This window comes from Aeromonas sp. sif0611, from assembly GCF_019218845.1.
GTDB classification, from domain to species: domain Bacteria; phylum Pseudomonadota; class Gammaproteobacteria; order Enterobacterales; family Aeromonadaceae; genus Aeromonas; species Aeromonas media.
In genome coordinates this window covers 45,501-62,737 of the sequence record NZ_JAHUWU010000008.1, presented here as the reverse complement: position 1 = coordinate 62,737, position 17,237 = coordinate 45,501, and the positions used below count along the sequence as shown (strand labels likewise).

16 protein-coding genes are annotated in these 17,237 nt (G+C 61.9%); 8 read left to right on the top strand and 8 right to left on the bottom strand.

Annotated elements, in window-relative coordinates; all coding sequences use genetic code 11:
• Nucleotides 1-617: 617 nt before the first annotated feature.
• Together ruvB and ruvA are read right to left on the bottom strand one after the other, a co-directional pair.
• The gene (gene ruvB / locus KW824_RS17090) at nucleotides 618-1,628 is read right to left on the bottom strand and encodes a Holliday junction branch migration DNA helicase RuvB (protein WP_005331532.1); all 1,011 of its coding nucleotides are present in this window, start codon (nucleotides 1,626-1,628) and stop codon (nucleotides 618-620) included.
• Nucleotides 1,629-1,703: 75 nt separating this feature from the next.
• Nucleotides 1,704-2,318: a Holliday junction branch migration protein RuvA gene (ruvA, locus tag KW824_RS17085; RefSeq protein WP_218410437.1), complete on the bottom strand. Its 615-nt coding sequence runs from the start codon at nucleotides 2,316-2,318 to the stop codon at nucleotides 1,704-1,706.
• Nucleotides 2,319-2,574: 256 nt separating this feature from the next.
• Here ruvA and KW824_RS17080 point away from each other — a divergent pair, with 256 nt between their 5' ends.
• Nucleotides 2,575-4,299, top strand: a complete 1,725-nt coding sequence (locus KW824_RS17080; protein WP_218410435.1) for a proline--tRNA ligase — start codon at nucleotides 2,575-2,577, stop codon at nucleotides 4,297-4,299.
• Between the two features lie 93 nt (nucleotides 4,300-4,392).
• Here KW824_RS17080 and KW824_RS17075 read toward each other — a convergent pair whose 3' ends face one another.
• From KW824_RS17075 to KW824_RS17065, 3 genes are all read right to left on the bottom strand, one after another.
• A complete protein-coding gene (locus KW824_RS17075) occupies nucleotides 4,393-5,073 on the bottom strand; it encodes an SDR family oxidoreductase (protein WP_218410434.1) in 681 nt (226 codons plus the stop codon).
• Nucleotides 5,074-5,213: 140 nt separating this feature from the next.
• Nucleotides 5,214-5,843 (bottom strand): TIGR04219 family outer membrane beta-barrel protein, encoded by a 630-nt coding sequence (locus KW824_RS17070; RefSeq protein ID WP_041206747.1) that lies wholly within the window; start codon nucleotides 5,841-5,843, stop codon nucleotides 5,214-5,216.
• Nucleotides 5,844-5,935: 92 nt separating this feature from the next.
• On the bottom strand, nucleotides 5,936-6,376 hold the full coding sequence (locus KW824_RS17065) for a copper chaperone PCu(A)C (protein ID WP_218410433.1): 441 nt from the start codon (nucleotides 6,374-6,376) through the stop codon (nucleotides 5,936-5,938).
• Nucleotides 6,377-6,465: 89 nt separating this feature from the next.
• Here KW824_RS17065 and KW824_RS17060 point away from each other — a divergent pair, with 89 nt between their 5' ends.
• Nucleotides 6,466-7,221: an enoyl-CoA hydratase-related protein gene (locus tag KW824_RS17060; RefSeq protein WP_218410432.1), complete on the top strand. Its 756-nt coding sequence runs from the start codon at nucleotides 6,466-6,468 to the stop codon at nucleotides 7,219-7,221.
• Here KW824_RS17060 and KW824_RS17055 read toward each other — a convergent pair.
• Nucleotides 7,214-7,642, bottom strand: a complete 429-nt coding sequence (locus tag KW824_RS17055; protein ID WP_218410431.1) for a DUF2753 family protein — start codon at nucleotides 7,640-7,642, stop codon at nucleotides 7,214-7,216. The two genes, KW824_RS17060 and KW824_RS17055, sit on opposite strands and share 8 nt — an antisense overlap.
• A gap of 292 nt (nucleotides 7,643-7,934) precedes the next feature.
• Between KW824_RS17055 and KW824_RS17050 the strand changes: the two genes are divergently transcribed.
• On the top strand, nucleotides 7,935-8,600 hold the full coding sequence (locus KW824_RS17050; RefSeq protein WP_043128852.1) for a CatB-related O-acetyltransferase: 666 nt from the start codon (nucleotides 7,935-7,937) through the stop codon (nucleotides 8,598-8,600).
• Between the two features lie 36 nt (nucleotides 8,601-8,636).
• Here KW824_RS17050 and KW824_RS17045 read toward each other — a convergent pair whose 3' ends face one another.
• The gene (locus KW824_RS17045) at nucleotides 8,637-9,344 is read right to left on the bottom strand and encodes a ParB-like protein (protein ID WP_218410430.1); all 708 of its coding nucleotides are present in this window, start codon (nucleotides 9,342-9,344) and stop codon (nucleotides 8,637-8,639) included.
• 174 nt (nucleotides 9,345-9,518) lie between these two features.
• Here KW824_RS17045 and KW824_RS17040 point away from each other — a divergent pair, with 174 nt between their 5' ends.
• From KW824_RS17040 to KW824_RS17020, 5 genes are all read left to right on the top strand, one after another.
• Nucleotides 9,519-11,123: an ABC transporter substrate-binding protein gene (locus tag KW824_RS17040; RefSeq protein WP_218410428.1), complete on the top strand. Its 1,605-nt coding sequence runs from the start codon at nucleotides 9,519-9,521 to the stop codon at nucleotides 11,121-11,123.
• 110 nt (nucleotides 11,124-11,233) lie between these two features.
• Nucleotides 11,234-11,533, top strand: a complete 300-nt coding sequence (locus tag KW824_RS17035; protein ID WP_218410426.1) for a hypothetical protein — start codon at nucleotides 11,234-11,236, stop codon at nucleotides 11,531-11,533.
• Nucleotides 11,534-11,700: 167 nt separating this feature from the next.
• A complete protein-coding gene (locus KW824_RS17030) occupies nucleotides 11,701-13,260 on the top strand; it encodes a PAS domain-containing methyl-accepting chemotaxis protein (protein ID WP_218410424.1) in 1,560 nt (519 codons plus the stop codon).
• A gap of 224 nt (nucleotides 13,261-13,484) precedes the next feature.
• Entirely contained in the window at nucleotides 13,485-14,801 is a 1,317-nt protein-coding gene (locus KW824_RS17025; RefSeq protein WP_218410422.1) for a sphingomyelin phosphodiesterase, read from the top strand.
• Nucleotides 14,798-15,586 (top strand): hypothetical protein, encoded by a 789-nt coding sequence (locus KW824_RS17020; protein ID WP_218410420.1) that lies wholly within the window; start codon nucleotides 14,798-14,800, stop codon nucleotides 15,584-15,586. Before KW824_RS17025 ends, KW824_RS17020 begins: the two co-directional genes overlap by 4 nt.
• Before the next feature lie 72 nt (nucleotides 15,587-15,658).
• Here KW824_RS17020 and KW824_RS17015 read toward each other — a convergent pair whose 3' ends face one another.
• Nucleotides 15,659-17,161, bottom strand: a complete 1,503-nt coding sequence (locus tag KW824_RS17015) for an alkaline phosphatase D family protein (RefSeq protein WP_218410418.1) — start codon at nucleotides 17,159-17,161, stop codon at nucleotides 15,659-15,661.
• Nucleotides 17,162-17,237: the final 76 nt, after the last annotated feature.

Below are 17,237 nucleotides of genomic sequence, written 5' to 3'. Positions count from 1 at the left end.
ACAAAAAGAATAAACGCATAAATTATTGATTTAAATCAATTTTAAAAAGAAACCAAATGGTTTCAATTCTGTTAATAAAATAGTGAACGCCATAAGCAGCGCTCTCATTATTCCATAATTTAAAAAATGGCCTGCCTCATCAAGAAAGCAATTTAAAACCAACAAAAACACATCTTTATGCGAGTAATTCACTTCCGTGAATTCATTACTTTATCTAATCAAAAGCCCATAGATTTTCTTGTTTGTTCCACCCGACAAGAGCTCCTACAATGCGCCTCGCAGTGAGGGCATACCTCTGGATACAGGCCGGTCATTCCGGGTTCCCGGTACGTATTCGATGAACATTTCGAACCTGTTTGTTGGGATTAATGATGAAAAAGTTTGTTGCCAAGACCATCCGCTACTACAAGCTTTCGTTCGTTCAACTCTATCAAATGAACCGACTCTGAGGCCTCGCGACGGCTCCTTTGTTTTTTTCCGACCGGTCTGCAGACGCACTCACTGTCTGTGAACATCCATCCTGAATTGTCTTTGCCCACCGCATCCGCCGTGGGCTTTTTTTTTACCCGGATAATAAAAAACCGCCCTTGGGGCGGTTTGTCGTTCAAAGGCTGCTTTTACTGCTCATCTGGCCGTTGCAGGCCAAAGTGAACATAAGCTCTCGGTGTCGCGATCCGCCCTCTGGGTGTACGTTGCAGATAGCCTTGCTGGATCAGATAAGGCTCCAGCACGTCCTCTATGGTGTCCTTCTCCTCACCGATGGCGGCGGCCAGGTTATCGAGGCCCACGGGTCCCCCCATAAACTTGTCGATGACGGCCAACAATAGCTTGCGGTCCATGAAGTCGAACCCCTCATTGTCCACGTCCAGCATGTCCATGGCTCGGGCAGCTATGGGTCCATCAATACGCCCATCGGACTTCACCTGAGCAAAATCCCGCACCCGTCTTAACAAGCGGTTAGCAATCCGCGGGGTCCCCCGGGAACGGCGAGCGACCTCCAGCGCACCATCCCCCGACATGTCGAGCCCGAGACAGCGGGCGCTGCGGGAGACGATGTCGGTGAGATCCTTGACGTTGTAGAACTCCAGCCGCTGGACGATACCGAAACGATCCCGCAGCGGGCTCGTCAGGGAGCCGGCCCGGGTGGTGGCTCCAATCAGGGTGAAGGGGGGGAGGTCCAGCTTGATGGAGCGGGCGGCAGGCCCTTCCCCTATCATGATGTCGAGCTGATAATCCTCCATGGCCGGATAGAGCACCTCCTCCACCACGGGGCTGAGGCGGTGAATTTCATCGATGAACAGCACATCGTTCGGTTCGAGGTTGGTGAGCAGGGCCGCGAGATCCCCCGCCTTTTCCAGCACGGGCCCCGAGGTGGTCTTGATGCTGACCCCCATCTCGTTGGCGACGATGTTGGCCAGCGTGGTCTTGCCGAGCCCGGGCGGGCCGAAGATCAGCAGATGATCGAGGGCCTCCCCGCGCTGGCGGGCGGCCTCGATGAAGATCTCCATCTGGTCACAGACGTGATCCTGGCCGGTGTAATCCGCCAGCTTCCTGGGCCGGATGGCCCGATCGATGACTTCGTCCTCGCGGGCGGCGCCGGCCGAGATAAGACGATCCGCTTCAATCATGGGCTACCTCACGCTCTGCGTCCCCACTGCCACCGTCGAGTGATGCAGGATGATCCGCTTGCTTCATTGTCATTCTCACACCAGGCTGCGCAGGGATTCGCGGATGATGGCTTCGACCGACATACCCTCGCTGGCCACCTTGGCCACGATCTGGCTCGCCTGCTGGGGTTTGTAACCGAGCGCCACCAGAGCGCTGGCCGCTTCTTCGCTCGCATCGGGCGCACGCAGCTGGCTCTCCTGGGCAGGCAGGGTGATTTCCGCAGGGGAGAAGAGATCGTGGCTGACCCAGCCTTTGAGCCTGTCTTTCATCTCCACCACCAGCCGCTCGGCGGTCTTCTTGCCCACCCCGGGCAGCTTGACCAGAGAGCTTATTTCCTCGCGCTCCACACTCAGCACGAACTGGGTGGCGGTCATGCCGGAGAGGATGGCCAGCGCCAGCTTGGGACCGATCCCGTTGGTCTTGATCAGCTCGCGAAACAGCGCCCGCTCCTGCTTGTGGTTGAAGCCATACAGCAGTTGAGCATCTTCGCGTACCACGAAGTGGGTGTGAATGACTGCTTCCTTCCCGAGTTCGGGCAGATCATAGAAGCAGCTCATGGGCATATGCACCTCATAACCCAACCCCCCCACTTCGATCAGGACCTCAGGGGGTTGTTTCTCGATGATGACGCCTCTCAAGCGACCGATCATGTTCTCTTCCTCGCCACGCAGACTCTTGCAAATTGGGTCATAGCATAAAGAATAACTGGATAAGTATCCAGCATAGGGCTTGCCCCGCGATCTCCCGCTCGCCCTCCCCTGCCCGGGCTCCAGGGCCCGTGCCAAAGCGGCCCCTTTCCCTCCGCCTGGCTGAATTTAGCCCTTGGGCCACGGGGCTCAGCCTGTTAAAATTCCGCACTTGAAATTTTCCAGGGCCAAGGGCCCGAACTAGCGAAGGTCTACCGCGATGCGTACCAGCCAATATCTGCTTTCCACTCTCAAGGAAACCCCCTCCGACGCTGAAGTCATCAGCCACCAGCTGATGCTGCGCGCCGGGATGATCCGCAAACTGGCCTCCGGCATGTACGCCTGGCTGCCAACCGGTCTGCGGGTTCTGAAAAAAATCGAGAACATTGTTCGCGAAGAGATGAACAATGCTGGTGCCATCGAAGTCTCCATGCCGGTGGTCCAACCCGCCGAACTGTGGCAGGAATCCGGCCGCTGGGATGACTACGGTCCCGAGCTGTGCCGTCTGACCGACCGCCACAACCGTCCCTTCGTGCTGGGTCCGACCCACGAAGAGGTGATCACCTCGCTGATCCGTTACGAAGTGAACAGCTACAAGCAGCTGCCGCTCAACCTCTACCAGATCCAGACCAAGTTCCGCGACGAAGTACGCCCCCGTTTCGGCGTGATGCGTGGCCGTGAATTCCTGATGAAGGACGCCTACTCCTTCCACATCGACAAAGAGTCTCTGGTCGATACCTACGAGAAGATGCACGCCGCCTACTGCAAGGCGTTCACCCGCATGGGTCTGAACTTCCGTCCGGTGCAGGCCGATACCGGCTCCATCGGGGGTACCGGTTCCCACGAATTCCAGGTGCTGGCCGAGAGCGGTGAAGACCTGATCGCCTTCTCCGATACATCAGATTACGCCGCCAACATCGAGATGGCCGAAGCGCTGGCGCCGGCTGGCGAGCGCGCTGCTGCCACCGCAGCACTGACCAAGGTTGCCACCCCGAACGTCCACACCATCGACGAAGTGGCCGCTTTCCTGAACGTGGCACCGACCGCCATCGCCAAGACCCTGCTGGTACTGGCAGAGGAAGATGAGCACGGCAAGCAGGCCGTCATCGCGCTGGTACTGCGTGGCGACCACGAGCTGAACGAAATCAAGGCCGAGAAGCTTTCTGGCGTGGCCAACCCGCTGACCTTCGCCAACGACGAGCAGATCAAGGCTGCCGCCGGTTGCGACGCAGGCTCTATCGGCCCGGTCGGCTTTGCCGGTCGCATCATCGTCGATCGCAGCGCCGCCCATCTGGCGGACTTCGTCTGCGGCGCCAACGAGACCGGCTTCCACCTGACCGGTGCCAACTGGGATCGCGACATCGCTACCTATGAAGTTGCCGACCTGCGCAACGTGGTGGAAGGCGACCCGAGCCCGTGCGGCCAGGGCAAGCTGCTGCTCAAGCGCGGTATCGAAGTGGGCCACATCTTCCAGCTGGGTACCAAGTACTCCGAAGCCATGAAGGCGAGCGTGCTGAACGAAGGCGGCAAGTCCGTCACCATGGAGATGGGTTGCTACGGTATCGGGGTTTCCCGTCTGGTGGCCGCCGCCATCGAGCAGAACAACGACCAGTACGGCATCATCTGGCCGGACGCCATCGCTCCGTTCGAAGTGGCCATCGTGCCGATGAACATGCACAAATCCGAGCGTGTGGCCGAACAGGCACAGCAGTTCTACGCCGAGCTGAAAGCGGCCGGTGTGGACGTGCTGTTCGACGACCGTAAAGAGCGCCCGGGCGTGATGTTCGCCGACATGGAGCTGCTGGGTGTGCCGCACGCCATCGTCATCGGCGATCGCGGTCTGGACAACGGCGTGGTGGAGTACAAGTGCCGCCGCACTGGCGAGAAGCAGGAAGTGGCGATCACAGACATCGTCGCTATGCTCAAGGCCAAGCTGGGCCGTTAATTCCGACCCCTTGCCTGAATAGAAAAGCGCGCCATTTGGCGCGCTTTTTGTTTCTGTATTCTGACGATAGCAACCGGATGATGGAGTAGCTCCTCAGGCGTTGCGACCGATAAAGAGATCGGTCACATGGCAGCTGCTTCTGGCTTCCAGCGCATCCAGCATGTAGGCGGCGGCGTCTTCCGGGGTCATGAAGCCGCTGCTGTCCACGTGATCCGAGTTGTCCCAGAATTCGCTGCGGATCCCGCTCGGGTAGAGGTTGACCAGCCGCAGCGGCGAGCCTTTCAGCTCGGCGCGCAAGGATTCGAGAAAGCCGCGCATGCCCCATTTGGAGGCGCAATAGAGGCTCTCGTTGGCCTTGCCCACCTGCGCGGCGGAGGAGAGCACATTGGCCAGCACTCCGCCTTTCTCGCCGATGAGCCGCACCGTCTGCTGGGCCACCAGAATGGTGGAGATGAGATTGCTCTCCACCACCCGGCGGATCTGCTCGGCGGTATAGACACCGACCGGACCAAACTCGCCGACCCCGGCACAGTGGATCACCATATCGGGCAGGCCGCCCCACTCCACCGCTGCGGCGAAGGCGACGTCGACCTCTTCATGGTGCGCCAGATCGGCAGCGATGCCGATCACCGCGCTGCCGAGCAGTTGTTCCTGCTCCTGCAGTCGCTGATAACGGCGCCCCATCATGGAGACGCGATGACCGCGTTCTACCAGTCCGATGGTCAGAGCACGCCCAAGGCCGGAGCCCGCGCCAGTCACTATGATATGGCCCATATCCTTACCCCTTGGCAATGGACGGTTCTGTCGACGTACCCATCATGGGCTTATTCCAGCCGCTGGGCACGGCTCAGGCCGGAACATACGCCCGTCACCAGAGATGTGCGACACGTTCGTTGTCCTTAACCATACCGCCTTTAGAAGCGGAACGCGCCGCCGATGAACCAGCCTTCTATTCCCTGATCCATATCGGCGATGTCGATGGCGGCATCACGCCAGCCGGCACGGATCTGCACCGGGATGGAGGAGAACTGATAAGCCGCTCCAAGCCGGTAGTCATAGTGATCGCCGTTCTCGATGCGAGCGTCGCCGAAGAAGGAGAAACCTGTGCCCGGCAGCATCACTTCGGCGCCGGTGTAAGCCATCAGCTCACCCTCGTCGTAGGATTCGTTCAGGGTGTGGAACTTGCCGTCGTATTGACGACCGGTCAGGCCCAGATCGATCTTGAACAGGTCGTTGTTCAGCAGACGATAGTAGAGGGTCAGATCATAGGCTTCGAGATCGTTGTTGAATGAACCACCACTGGTGCTGAAATCGGTGATCTCGAACTTGGCGTTCGGTAGCAGGAAGATGTCGTGCTCGACTTGCAGATAGCCAGTCCAGTTGTACTGGTCATCATAGCTACCGTTGGCATCCACACCATGGATGCTGCCGCTGCCCTGGGAGTTCCAGCTATCGACACCCGCCGCGAAACGCCAGTCATCGGCAGCCATGGCGGCTTGGCTGAAGAGGGCCAGCAGGCTGGCGGCAATCAAAGTCTTTTTCATCATATCGTTCCCTTGTGGACTGGAAAGGCCATCATTTTACCCGGTGAGCAAGGAATACCTAGAGTAAAAAGCTGAACAAGCGTCCATTAATGTCAGTGCTGCATGCCTTTCATCGGCTCGACCGGCTTCACCGGCAGACTCAGACTGAGGGTTTGACCATCATCCAGGGTCAGCGTCAGCGGGAAGGGCGTGTCCTGGGAGAGCTCACGCACTTCGAACAACATGATGTGGAGACTGCCTGGTTTGAGAACGGCCTCACCCCTGGCCGGGATCTCGATGCTCTCGACCTGGCGCATCTTCATGACGCCATTTTCGTGCAGATGGGTGTGCAGCTCGGCACGGCCAGCGTCAGGGGAGGCAACCGCAGTCAGGGCCACCGGCTTGTCCGCGTCATTCTTGAGCACCATGAAGGCAGCGGTGTTGGGTGAACCCGGGGGAAGCAAGCGCACATAACCGTCGACGGCCTCGACCTTGGCCAGTGCGGGGGCTGCCAGGAGCAGGGCCAGGGTGGAATAAAACGCACGTTTAAACATGGTTGAAATCCTTTTATGATGTTGTTAAACGACGCAAAGCTTACCCCTGTGGCAAGCTTTTGGCAGCCCCCGAACACAAGGATTCAGACATGGCCCTCACAATTCTGGCCGAGCAGCAGGATGGCTTGCTCCTCCTGACCCTCAACCGGCCGGACAAGCGCAATGCCCTCAACACCGACATGTACCTGGCCCTCACCGGGGCCTTTCAGCAGGCTGCCCAGGACGAGAGCGTGCATGTGGTGTTGCTGCAAGGGCAGCAGGAGTGCTTCACCGCGGGCAATGATCTCGCGGACTTCATGGGCAAGAGCAGCCTGGAAGCGGATGACCCCATCCTGCAGTTCCTCCACACCCTCGCCGACTTTCCCAAGCCGGTGATCGCCGCCGTGGGCGGCCCGGCGGTGGGTATAGGCACTACCCTGCTGCTGCACTGCGATCTGGTCTATCTGGGGGACAACGCCAGGCTGCAACTGCCCTTCGTCGAGCTGGGACTGGTGCCGGAGTTTGCCTCCAGCCTGCTGCTGCCCCGTGCCGTGGGCCATCTGAAGGCGGCAGAGCTGTTGTTGCTGGCGGAGGCCATCGACGCCGAAGAGGCGCTGCGGCTCGGGCTCGCCAACCGGGTGGTGGCCGCCGATACGTTGCTCGCGTTTGCCCGCGAACAGGGGCTGAAGCTCGCGGCCAAAGCGCCGAAGGCGCTGCAAAAGAGCAAGGCGCTGCTCAAGCAGGAGCTCAGGCAGGCGGTACATTTCGTCATCGATCTGGAGGCCCGCGCCTTCTCCCTCGCCCTGCAAGGGGAGGAAGCACAGAACCGCATCGCGCGGCGGCTCGGGCGCACAGCCGCTAGTTGAGGCGGAACCGGCCTATCAGCTCGCAGCCCTGCACCTTGTCCTGCACCTGGATCAACCTGGCAATCTCGGGGTTGGGGTTGCGCTTCAAGAAGGAGAGCAGGGCGGCGCGGCAGCAGCCAAGTTCGCTGACGAGAGATTCGCACGCCCGGTTCGGGCACTGGGGCACCAGCGCCGTTACCAGCTCGGAGGCCAGCTTGAGATAGCGCAGCTCATAGGCGGGCTCCTCCATGGCGCGCCAGAAGTCAGCCATGCGGTGGCAGGTGGCGACCCGCATGCTGGCCAGTTCGTCCAGATCCCCGGACGCCAGCTCATACACCTCCCCCAGGGCCTGCTGATAGAGGCAGATGGCCGTGCCCAGTGCCCCTATGCCAAGGGCATTCTCCGCCTCCAGCATGTAGCGCTGCCAGTTCTGATTCGTCATGGTCCTCTCTCCTGCCGATACGAGTGGAGCCCATATCATGGCCAATCGAGAATAAATATCAACCAGACGCTTTGTGCAGGTTTTGACCAGACTCTCCCCCTCCCCTTGGCATAATCCCTCCCATCCCTTACCATCTGGCCTCTTCTGCCAGGAGCCCTTCTTCATGCAACGACCCCGTTCATCCCAGGCGCTGGGCTGCTCCACCCTGTGCGTGCCCCGCCTGCTGGTCTGGATCTATTAGCTGCGCCAAACCGCGCATCCAATACCTATCCATTCAACGAGGAACACAACCATGACCATCTGCCAACATTGGTCGCAGGTCGAATACCTGCACCTGACGGTGACCAATCCCAACATCTGCCTCAAGGGGCGACACAGCTACTACTCCGGCGCCTGGGACGGTCCCTTCGAAGAGGAAGTCGTACGTTACCTGCACGGCGACAGCTGGAGCCGCTCAGCCGACACCGGCTGGGATCCCATCTGGCACATAGACCGGTTACATCTCGGCGACTATGTGCAAATCGCTGCCGGGGTGAAGATCATCATGGGGGGCAACCACACCCACAACACCGACTTCATCAGCACCTATCCGTTTGCCGAGGTGGAGGCGCTCAAGCGCAGCTATAGACCCGCCGGTGATACCCGTATCGGCAATGACGTCTGGATAGGCATGGAAGCCATGATCATGCCGGGCGTCACCATAGGGGATGGCGCCATCATAGCGGCACGCGCGCTGGTGACTCAGGATGTGCCGCCCTATGCCATGGTGGCGGGCACGCCAGCCAGGGTGATCCGGATGCGCTTTGGCGACGACGAGATTGCCCGGTTGCAGGCGCTCGCCTGGTGGGATTGGCCGGATGACAAGGTGCAGGCCCTGCTGCCGCTGATCCAGCAAGGAGAGGTGGCTCTGCTGGAACAGGCCGCCGCCCGCTGGCAAGGAGCCAGCCAGGAAGAGTGACGAGGGGGCGCTTGGGCGCCCCTTCTTGATCCCGCGTCAGCTGCCGCTGCGTGGCGGGTTGAGGCGACACTGCTTGCCGGGATAGCCGGGCAAGGCACTGGCCTTGCTGTTGCAGGCCAGGCGCTTGGCCTCGGCGAGGCGATCCGCCAGATTGGCGGCATTGACCGGCTGCCACGCCATCTGCTGGCCAAGCCAGCTGGCCCAGGCAAACTCGACGAAGTAGACCTGCTCCTGCTTGCTGAAGTAGCCCGCATCCTGCAGCAGGCCCGCCAGGGTACGGTAGGGATAATCCGGCAGCTCACCGATATGGCTGGGCAGCTGTTCCGGAGTGAGCGGCTGACCCCGCTCATCCTTCAGCCAGGCCCAGTGGTTGTTCTGCATCTGGCTCCAGAAACTGCCCCTGTCCTGCAAACGGGCGATCACCTTGACCCTCACCGCCTTCACCCCCTGTTGCCACAGCGCCTTGGTCAGGTGGTGCCTGTCGACCAGCCAGTAGCCGCCATCGGGGGCGATGACGATGGGGATCTCTTTCTTTTTCATCAGCTTGTCGAGCTGCTTCTCGCTCTTGTCCGCCAATTCCCGCACCGTGGTGTCGACCTGCAACTGCCCCACCCCGCCCTGAGTCGGATGCAGTTGATCTATGCTCACCTCGCACCAGCTCCCCACCTGGCTGCCCTTCTCGCAAGGGGCCAGCGCCCAGGCACCCTGGCTCAGCACACAGGCCAATAACATCCATACTCTCATCGTTTGCTCCTCTTGCCCGCGCTCGGGGCGGACGCACATAGGGTTGCCGTCCCGGATATGATGGGACTCACTCTGGCGGTCTGACCAGCAAAGGGGATATCATGATTCCCCGTCTGCCGGCGATGAATTCTCGCCGAGTTTTCTCCTCGCTTCACACAATTTGAAGGATTCGCCATGAAAGGATGGAGCCCCCTGCTGGCCCTGCTGGGCTGTGCCTGTGTCCAGGCCGCCGATGTACCGGCTGGTACCCAACTCGCCGCCGAACAGGCCGTCGTGCGTCATCTCAAGGACGAACCGACCAGCTTGAGTCCGCTCAAGCTGGTCGGCCTGCCCGAGCTGCAAGTGCTCAGAGACCTCTATGAGGGGCTGCTGACTCAGGGGGCGGACGGCAAGGTGCTGCCCGGTGTGGCCGCAAGCTGGGAGAACAAGGACAACCGGCAATTCACGTTCCATCTGCGGCCGGATGCCCGCTGGTCCAACGGGGATCCGGTACGCGCCGCCGACTTCGTCTATGGCTGGCGCAAGCTGGTGGATCCCAAGGAGGCGGCCACCTTCGCCTGGTTTGCCCAGCTGGCCCATTTCGACAAGGTGGACGAGATAGTCGAGGGCAAGCTGCCTCCCGAGGCGCTCGGGGTGCAAGCCGTGGATGACCATACCCTGCAGGTGACGCTCTCCCAGCCGGTGCCCTACTTCCTGAGCCTGCTGACCCACCCCAGCCTGTCTCCCCTGCACAGGGCCAGCATGGAACAATACGGCAACCAGTGGACCCAGCCCGGCAAGCTGGTGGGCAACGGCGCCTTCGTACTGAGCCACCGGGTAGTGAACGAGAAGCTGGAGCTGACTCCGAACCCCTACTACTGGGATCGCGCCCATACGGTGCTGACCCGCGTCACCTTCGTCCCCATCAACCAGGAGAGTGCCGCCACCCACCGCTATCTGGCCGGGGATCTGCACATCACCGAATCCTTCCCCAAGGAGCAGTACCAAAGCCTGATGGCCCAGATCCCAGGAGAGGTCTATACCCCGGAGCAACTCGGTACCTACTACTACGCCTTCAATACCCAGCGCCCGCCCCTGAATGACGTGCGGGTCCGCCGGGCGCTCTCCTACACCATCGACCGGGCGCTCATCGCCGACAAGGTGCTGGGCACGGGGGAAAAACCCGCCTATCACTTCACCCCGGATGTGACCGCCGGGTTTGTTCCAAAGCCCAACCTGCTCTCCACCAGCAGTCAGCAGGCGCTAGACGAGAAGGCCAGGGCGTTGCTGAAAGAGGCAGGCTATGGCCCGGACAAACCCCTTGAGCTGACCCTGCTCTACAACACGGCGGAAATTCACAAGAAGATGGCGCTGGCCATCGCCAACCTGTGGAAACAGAAGCTGGGGGCTCGGGTCGAGCTCACCAATCAGGAGTGGAAGACCTACCTCGACAGTCGCCAGAGCGGCCAGTTCGAGGTGATCCGCTCCTCCTGGGTCGCCGACTACAATGACCCTTCCGCCTTCCTCGGCCTGTGGGGCTCCCACCACAGCGGCAACATGGCCCGCTTCGCCAACCCCGGTTACGACGCCTTGTTGACCCGGGCGGCCAGCAGCCGGGATGAGGGTGAACGGGCACGCCTGTTCGACGAGGCCGAAACCATCTTGCAGGAGGAGGCGCCGATCGCCCCCATCTACCAATACACCAACGCCCGTCTGATCAAGCCCTGGCTCAAGGGCTATCCCATCAACAACCCGGAAGACGTGGCCTACAGCCGCCAGCTCTACCTCGTCAAGCACTGAGTCAGAGGGGGCCGGCGCGGCTGGCCCCCTCTTCGCACTGTTCCAATTCAAGTTCCCGGCATAAAATGCCGCCTCTCTGTCGTCCATCAGCCCGTTGAATCGATCTCCCTATGCGTTGTCTGCTCCTGCTTGCCCTGTTCTCTGCCCTCCCTGCCAAGGCCGCCAATGAAACCGAATGCCGCCAGGCCTTCCTCGAATGGATGTTGGGCCAGCAGAAACAGTTCAGCGATCGCAAGGCCAGCAAGATGGAACGGCGCAACGCCGAGCGGGCCATCGATCAGGCCCGTGACGAGTTTGCCAAGCAGGAGAGCTTCTGCCAGGCCATGGCCTGGGTCTCCCGTGATCAGGGTAGGGATCCCCGCTTCCAACCCAGGACGGGAGAGATCCACGACTTCACTCCCCGCAGTTGATCCCACGCTGAAGTCGCCCCCCATCTACTACTTTTTTCAGTCGTCATAGTGTTGATTTATTGACCCAAGCCAAGATAACCACTTGGGTCGCCCCTACAATGAAGCCGTAACGACAACACACAATAAAAATAAATTTATCAGTTACTTGGCTCATTCAGGATGCGCACATGACCACCACCCGGCAAGAAGGGGAGATCCGTTTCCCCGACCACATATCATTGATTTCGACCACGGACCCCACCAGCCATATCACCTATGCCAACCAGCACTTCTGCGACGTGGCTGGCTACAGCGCCGCCGAGATGGAAGGGGTCCCCCACAACCTGGTTCGCCACCCCGACATGCCCAGGGCCGCCTTCGCCGATATGTGGCAGCGACTGCAGCAAGGCAAGAGCTGGATGGGACTGGTGAAGAACCGCGCCAAGAGCGGCCAGTTCTACTGGGTCAATGCCTATGTCACCCCCATCCTCAACGAACGGCAGCAGATCATCGAATACCAGTCGGTCCGTACCCGCCCGCAGGATCACGACATCGCCTGGGCGGAGCGACTCTATGCCCGGATCCGGGCGGGCAAGGCACTGCCCTGGCAGAGTCGCGTCACCCTGGAGCCGGGGCAACTCAGTCTGCTGCTCTCGGGCACAGCCCTGGTCGGCATGGGGGCCAGCCTGATGACGGGCCAGGCCGGATGGGGTGGCCTCACCCTGCTCTGTCTGCTGGCCCAGATGGGGCACGGATGGCACCTGCAACGGCGACTGGCCCGGCTGCTGGCCATGGCGGGCGAAGAACTGGGCACCCCCCTCTGCCAGGTGCTCTACGCCAGACGACGGGACAGCCTGGCGGCCCTCGAGCTCTTGCTGCGCATGAGGAAGGCCGAGCTCAGGGCCGTGGTGGGGCGCAGCGCCGACACCAACCAGCAGATACTGCAGGCGGCGGAGGATGACAGGGGACACATCCAGACCATAGACACCCACCTGCAGCAGCAGCGGGCCCAGAGCGAGCAGCTGGCTGCCGCCATCACCCAGATGAGCCAGTCGATCCGCGACGTGGCCGACAACGCCCATCAGGCCAACGCCCTGATGAGCGAGGTGCAGCAGGTGTCGGCCAGCGGCCAGCAGGCGCTGGCGACCACCCGCGCCTCGGTCAACCGACTCCACCAGGAGCTGGATGCCAGTCAGGGCGTGCTGGCGCGCCTGACCCAGGACAGCCAGAAGATTAGCGGGATCCTGGAGGTGATCGGGCAGATTGCGGATCAGACCAACCTGCTCTCCCTCAACGCGGCCATAGAGGCAGCCCGGGCCGGCGAGCAGGGGCGCGGCTTTGCTGTGGTGGCCGACGAGATCCGGGCGCTGGCCCAGAAGACCCGCAGCTCCACCGGCGAGATCAGCGACATGATAGGGGCGCTGCAACAGAGTACCCGGCAGCTCTCCGACGGCATGACCCAGGGCGCCCAGACCTCGGTTCTCTGTCAGCAGCACATGGGGGCCACCGCCGAGGTGCTCGACCAGATCAACCAGATGCTGGCCCAGGTGACCCACACCAGCGACGAGATAGCCCAGGCCGTCAGCCAGCAGGCGGACGTGACCAGCACCCTGGATCAGGGCATTCACCAGATCCACCAGCTGGCCAGCCACACCGCCGACAACAGCAGGCAGGCCCTCGATGGCATCACCCGGCTGGTGGAGCGGCTGCAGAACCTCTCCCGCCTGATCAACCAGTTCCACGACTGAGATTGCCCTCCGTGTAGCCAGGCGCGTCCTTGGACGCGCTGTGATGACGCTGCCACCAACCCCTGATGCCCGACGCCAGCCCTATCCGATTGCGCTCCCTCCCCCTGGTTCTTCCTCCCCATATGGGGCCTTTCATTTATTTGTAACAAAAATGTAAATGAAATAACCCCGACGCCCGCCATAACAGTCAGTTTCCATCGTGCTTCAACCAAAAGGACTTCATGATGCACAAGCCCCTCAGCTATGCCGCCCTGCTGCTGGCCAGCCAGTTTCCGTTGCAGGCGCTGGCCGATACCGATGTCTACCTCACCAACAACGGCCCCGAGCCCTTGCAACTGACGATCCACCAGAGCGGCTCCGGCGAGCTGCAGGCGGGCAGCCAGTGGACTCAGCACAGGACGGAGCTGGGCCCCTGGGAGAGCGCCATGGTGCTCAGCTTCAACCGCTACGAGGGAGTGAAGGCGGGCAAGAGCTATCTGTTCGAAACCCGGGTCACCACCGCCGGGGGCGACACCTATCGTCTCAACCAGCTGATGGAGGGCACCTGGTGGAACAGCACCCTGCAACACGGCGGCGAGACGCCGGCAGACGGCTCCGGCTGGCAGAGCGATCGCGCCATCCATCGCCTGGCGGGCCCGCAGGAGCTGGCCTTCGCCGCCAAGTTCACCGGCCGCTACGACGATCTGCACTATATGCTCACTCCACCACAAAGGCGGGAACAGCCGGAACCGGCAGAAAACAAGCTCAAGGTCGCCAGCTACAACGTCTGGGCCCTGCCGGTGATCGCCGCCAGCATCGGCGAGCGGCTGACCCTGCTGCCCGAGTACCTCAAGGGCTATGACGCCCTGTTGCTGCAGGAGGTGTTCGACGGCCGCCGCGAGGGCTTCCTGCAGGCGCTGGCCAAGGAGTACCCGTACCAGACCAAGGTGCTCGACAAGCCGGGGGTCAACATCCACGACGGTGGCGTGGTGATCGTCAGCCGCTACCCAATCGTGCGCGAGGCCCAGCTAGTCTATCCCCAGTGCACCGGCACCGACTGCTTCGCCGACAAGGGAGTGATGTACGCCGAGGTGATCAAGGGGGGCAAGGCCTGGCATCTGTTCGCCACCCACACCGCCAGCTTCGACACCGACGAGGCGAGGCGGCTGCGCCAGATCCAGTTCGGCCAGATGCGCACCCTGGCCGCCAGCCTCGAGATCCCGGCCAGCGATACCGTCATCTACGGCGGTGACTTCAACGTCAACAAGCGCAAGTTCGCCGACGACTACGCCGGTATGCTGGCGAACCTCAACGCCGACGAGCCAGTCTATGGCGGCTACACCGAGGCCACCTTCGATCCCAGGCTCAATCCCTACGCCGGCGGGCCCCTCTCGGGCGGCGCCAACGTCGAGTACCTGGACTATCTGGTGGTGAGCAGGGAGTACGGTGCCGCACGCCACAACCTCAACAGCGTCTGGATCCCGCGCAGCAGCGATGGCAGCCTCTGGCCCGCCAGCAACCTCTCCGATCACTTCCCGGTCAAGGGAGAGATCAGCCGATGAAGCGCCGCTACGGCTTTCTGGCCCTGGCATTGCTGGCGCTGTTGCTGCTCAACCTCGGCGGGCAGGATGATCCGGACCAGCCAGAGCCTGCAAGCAGACCAAGCCCTGTCACCGCAGCCCCGTCGCCACAGGCATCGGCGCCGCTGGCGCCCGCTGCCGGCCAGACTGCCGCCGCTTCTGGGCCTGTCACAACCGGGCCACTGCCCGCCAGCTGGCGGGCCATGCCGGACGAAATGAACCACCAGCTCGCCAGCGAGATAACGGACAGCGATCAGCCGCTGAGCGAGCGGCTGGCCAATCTGGAAGCGATGGAGACTGGATGGATGAGCGAGGGGGAGAGTCTGTTTCGGCTGCAAGGGCGCTACGCCCAGGCACTCGAGCAGCTGGCGCAGGAGAACGAGCAGTTACCGCTGGCCGAGCGGCTGGCGGCCCTGACCCGGCTGCAGGATGAGTGGGTGGCGGATCACCCGGATCTGGCGGCGGATCTGTTCAACCCGGATGCCCGCCTGCAGCAGGCGCGCCAGCTGTGGGGGGACGAGGAGCTGGAGACATTGGCCCGCCACTTCCTGCCGACCGGGCAGGCCGAAGCGACAGTGCAGTTTGCCGCCACCCGCCAGCAGCAGCTGGATCAACGCGGCCACTACCAGCAGCAGTTGGCCGAGCTGGAGCAGCAGCTGGCGGCCCGTCAGGGGGCCATGACCCCCGAACGCTGGCAGCAGTACAGAGAGGAGGTGCTCGGTCAGTTCAGGCGCGACTTCTTCGCCCAGACGCAAGACCAGCCCTGAGCAGACAACGGCTTGGGGAAGCTGAGATTTAAAAGAAAAGGGCCCGTCAGGGCCCTTCGCATTTTCCCGGCATCAGGCCAGCGGATAGCTGGCGGCCAGATCGTTCTCACAATGCCAGTTGGCCCACAGTTTCTGATCCGTGCCCATCTGCAGGGTGGCGAAGTTGCGGGTGCGCAGATAGACAGGAGCACCAAACGGCTTGAGCAGCTCGGCACGGACCAGCCGGCTCTCGTCGAGGTATTCGGGAGCGTCGTTGGTCATGGCGAGGATCCCCGTCCACTGGAACTGGGTGGGGCAGGGATGCACTATGCCGGAGGAGACCAGCTGGTGCACATTCATCACCCCCTCCCCCCGCCGGTCCTGGATCACCCCGAGGCAACCCACGTGCACATCCCCGGACAGGATCAGGGTCTTGGGGAGCACCTGATTCTCTCCCTTGACGGCCTGGCGCCGCAGCCTGGCATTGTCCAGCAGCCGCATGATGAGGCGGGCACGTTCCCCCTGGTGTGACTTGGCGCGCCAGTGATCCTTGAGATCGTCGGTCAGCTCCTCCTCCCAGGGGGTCGCATCGAACGCCGCCTCGGTGAAGGAGAAATCCCGATAGACCACGGGCACCCCGGTCATGACCAACAGGTGTCCCTCACCGCAATCGGCCAGCGCCCCGTTGATCTGATCCCACTGCTCCCGGCTCATCACCTGGTTCTGGCTGCGGGTCGCCCGGTTGTCCAACGCCAGGATCTGGTAGCCCCGAAAACGCAATCGCCAGGAGTGATGGGTCAGGTGCACCGGATCCAGCAGGGAGACATTGGCAGCGGAGCGCAGCTGGAACAGCCGGAAATACTTGGCGGCGGCGGCATAGATGGCCTGATAGACCTCGCAGTCCTGCAAGTCGGCGGGATAGCTGCCCCAGCCATCGAAGATGTCGTGATCGTCCCACATCATGACGCTCGGCACCCGGGCCAGCATGGTGGCCACCTCGGGGCGGCTCCACTGCCGACAGTAGAGTTCGCAATAGAAGCGATCGAGCTGTTCCACCATGGTCCGGGTCGCCTTGCGCTTGACCTTGTCCACCCGATCCAGCTCGTTCCAGGCCTTCAGGGTCGGAACCGAGGTCCAGAGGGAGTCGGCATAGACCTGATCACCGCCCATCAGCAGCAGCGACAAGGGGTGATCCCTGTGCTCGGCGGCCAGCCTGTCCCACATCACGTAAGGCTGGGTTGTGGAGGTGAGCAGCTTGAAGTCGGAGAAACCGTTGCAGGAGGCATACCCGATGCGCACCCGCTCCTCCTGCCCCGGCAGATGAAACTGCCACTGGCTGGCCCCGGCCAGATCCCGGGCGGACACACCGTCCAGCAGGATCTCGTAGTCGACCGTGCTGGCCAGGGCCTTGGGGGTCGCCGACCAGACGGCGCGCCAGAACACCCCTCTGGGGGTATCCGCCTGCTTGCTGGCGCTCAGCAGCTTGCCATTGATCTTGACGCTGGCCCCTTTGAAGCCCGCCACCGCCAGGAAACAGATGCTGTATTGTGTCTCCGATTCGAGCCCCAGCAGGGGCCCCATTACCAGGGTCGTCATCCGCTATCCTCCATGGTCCATTCCATGGAGCATACCGAAACAGGCGCCCTTTGATACTGCCCAACCGGGCAGCGTC

What these genes read in the sequence shown, in the direction of transcription:
- ruvB (WP_005331532.1), bottom strand. Translation starts at nt 1,628, where the DNA reads ATGATTGAAGCGGATCGTCTTATCTCGGCCGGCGCCGCCCGCGAGGAC.
- ruvA (WP_218410437.1), bottom strand. Translation starts at nt 2,318, where the DNA reads ATGATCGGTCGCTTGAGAGGCGTCATCATCGAGAAACAACCCCCTGAG.
- KW824_RS17080 (WP_218410435.1), top strand. Translation starts at nt 2,575, where the DNA reads ATGCGTACCAGCCAATATCTGCTTTCCACTCTCAAGGAAACCCCCTCC.
- KW824_RS17075 (WP_218410434.1), bottom strand. Translation starts at nt 5,073, where the DNA reads ATGGGCCATATCATAGTGACTGGCGCGGGCTCCGGCCTTGGGCGTGCT.
- KW824_RS17070 (WP_041206747.1), bottom strand. Translation starts at nt 5,843, where the DNA reads ATGAAAAAGACTTTGATTGCCGCCAGCCTGCTGGCCCTCTTCAGCCAA.
- KW824_RS17065 (WP_218410433.1), bottom strand. Translation starts at nt 6,376, where the DNA reads ATGTTTAAACGTGCGTTTTATTCCACCCTGGCCCTGCTCCTGGCAGCC.
- KW824_RS17060 (WP_218410432.1), top strand. Translation starts at nt 6,466, where the DNA reads ATGGCCCTCACAATTCTGGCCGAGCAGCAGGATGGCTTGCTCCTCCTG.
- KW824_RS17055 (WP_218410431.1), bottom strand. Translation starts at nt 7,642, where the DNA reads ATGACGAATCAGAACTGGCAGCGCTACATGCTGGAGGCGGAGAATGCC.
- KW824_RS17050 (WP_043128852.1), top strand. Translation starts at nt 7,935, where the DNA reads ATGACCATCTGCCAACATTGGTCGCAGGTCGAATACCTGCACCTGACG.
- KW824_RS17045 (WP_218410430.1), bottom strand. Translation starts at nt 9,344, where the DNA reads ATGAGAGTATGGATGTTATTGGCCTGTGTGCTGAGCCAGGGTGCCTGG.
- KW824_RS17040 (WP_218410428.1), top strand. Translation starts at nt 9,519, where the DNA reads ATGAAAGGATGGAGCCCCCTGCTGGCCCTGCTGGGCTGTGCCTGTGTC.
- KW824_RS17035 (WP_218410426.1), top strand. Translation starts at nt 11,234, where the DNA reads ATGCGTTGTCTGCTCCTGCTTGCCCTGTTCTCTGCCCTCCCTGCCAAG.
- KW824_RS17030 (WP_218410424.1), top strand. Translation starts at nt 11,701, where the DNA reads ATGACCACCACCCGGCAAGAAGGGGAGATCCGTTTCCCCGACCACATA.
- KW824_RS17025 (WP_218410422.1), top strand. Translation starts at nt 13,485, where the DNA reads ATGCACAAGCCCCTCAGCTATGCCGCCCTGCTGCTGGCCAGCCAGTTT.
- KW824_RS17020 (WP_218410420.1), top strand. Translation starts at nt 14,798, where the DNA reads ATGAAGCGCCGCTACGGCTTTCTGGCCCTGGCATTGCTGGCGCTGTTG.
- KW824_RS17015 (WP_218410418.1), bottom strand. Translation starts at nt 17,161, where the DNA reads ATGACGACCCTGGTAATGGGGCCCCTGCTGGGGCTCGAATCGGAGACA.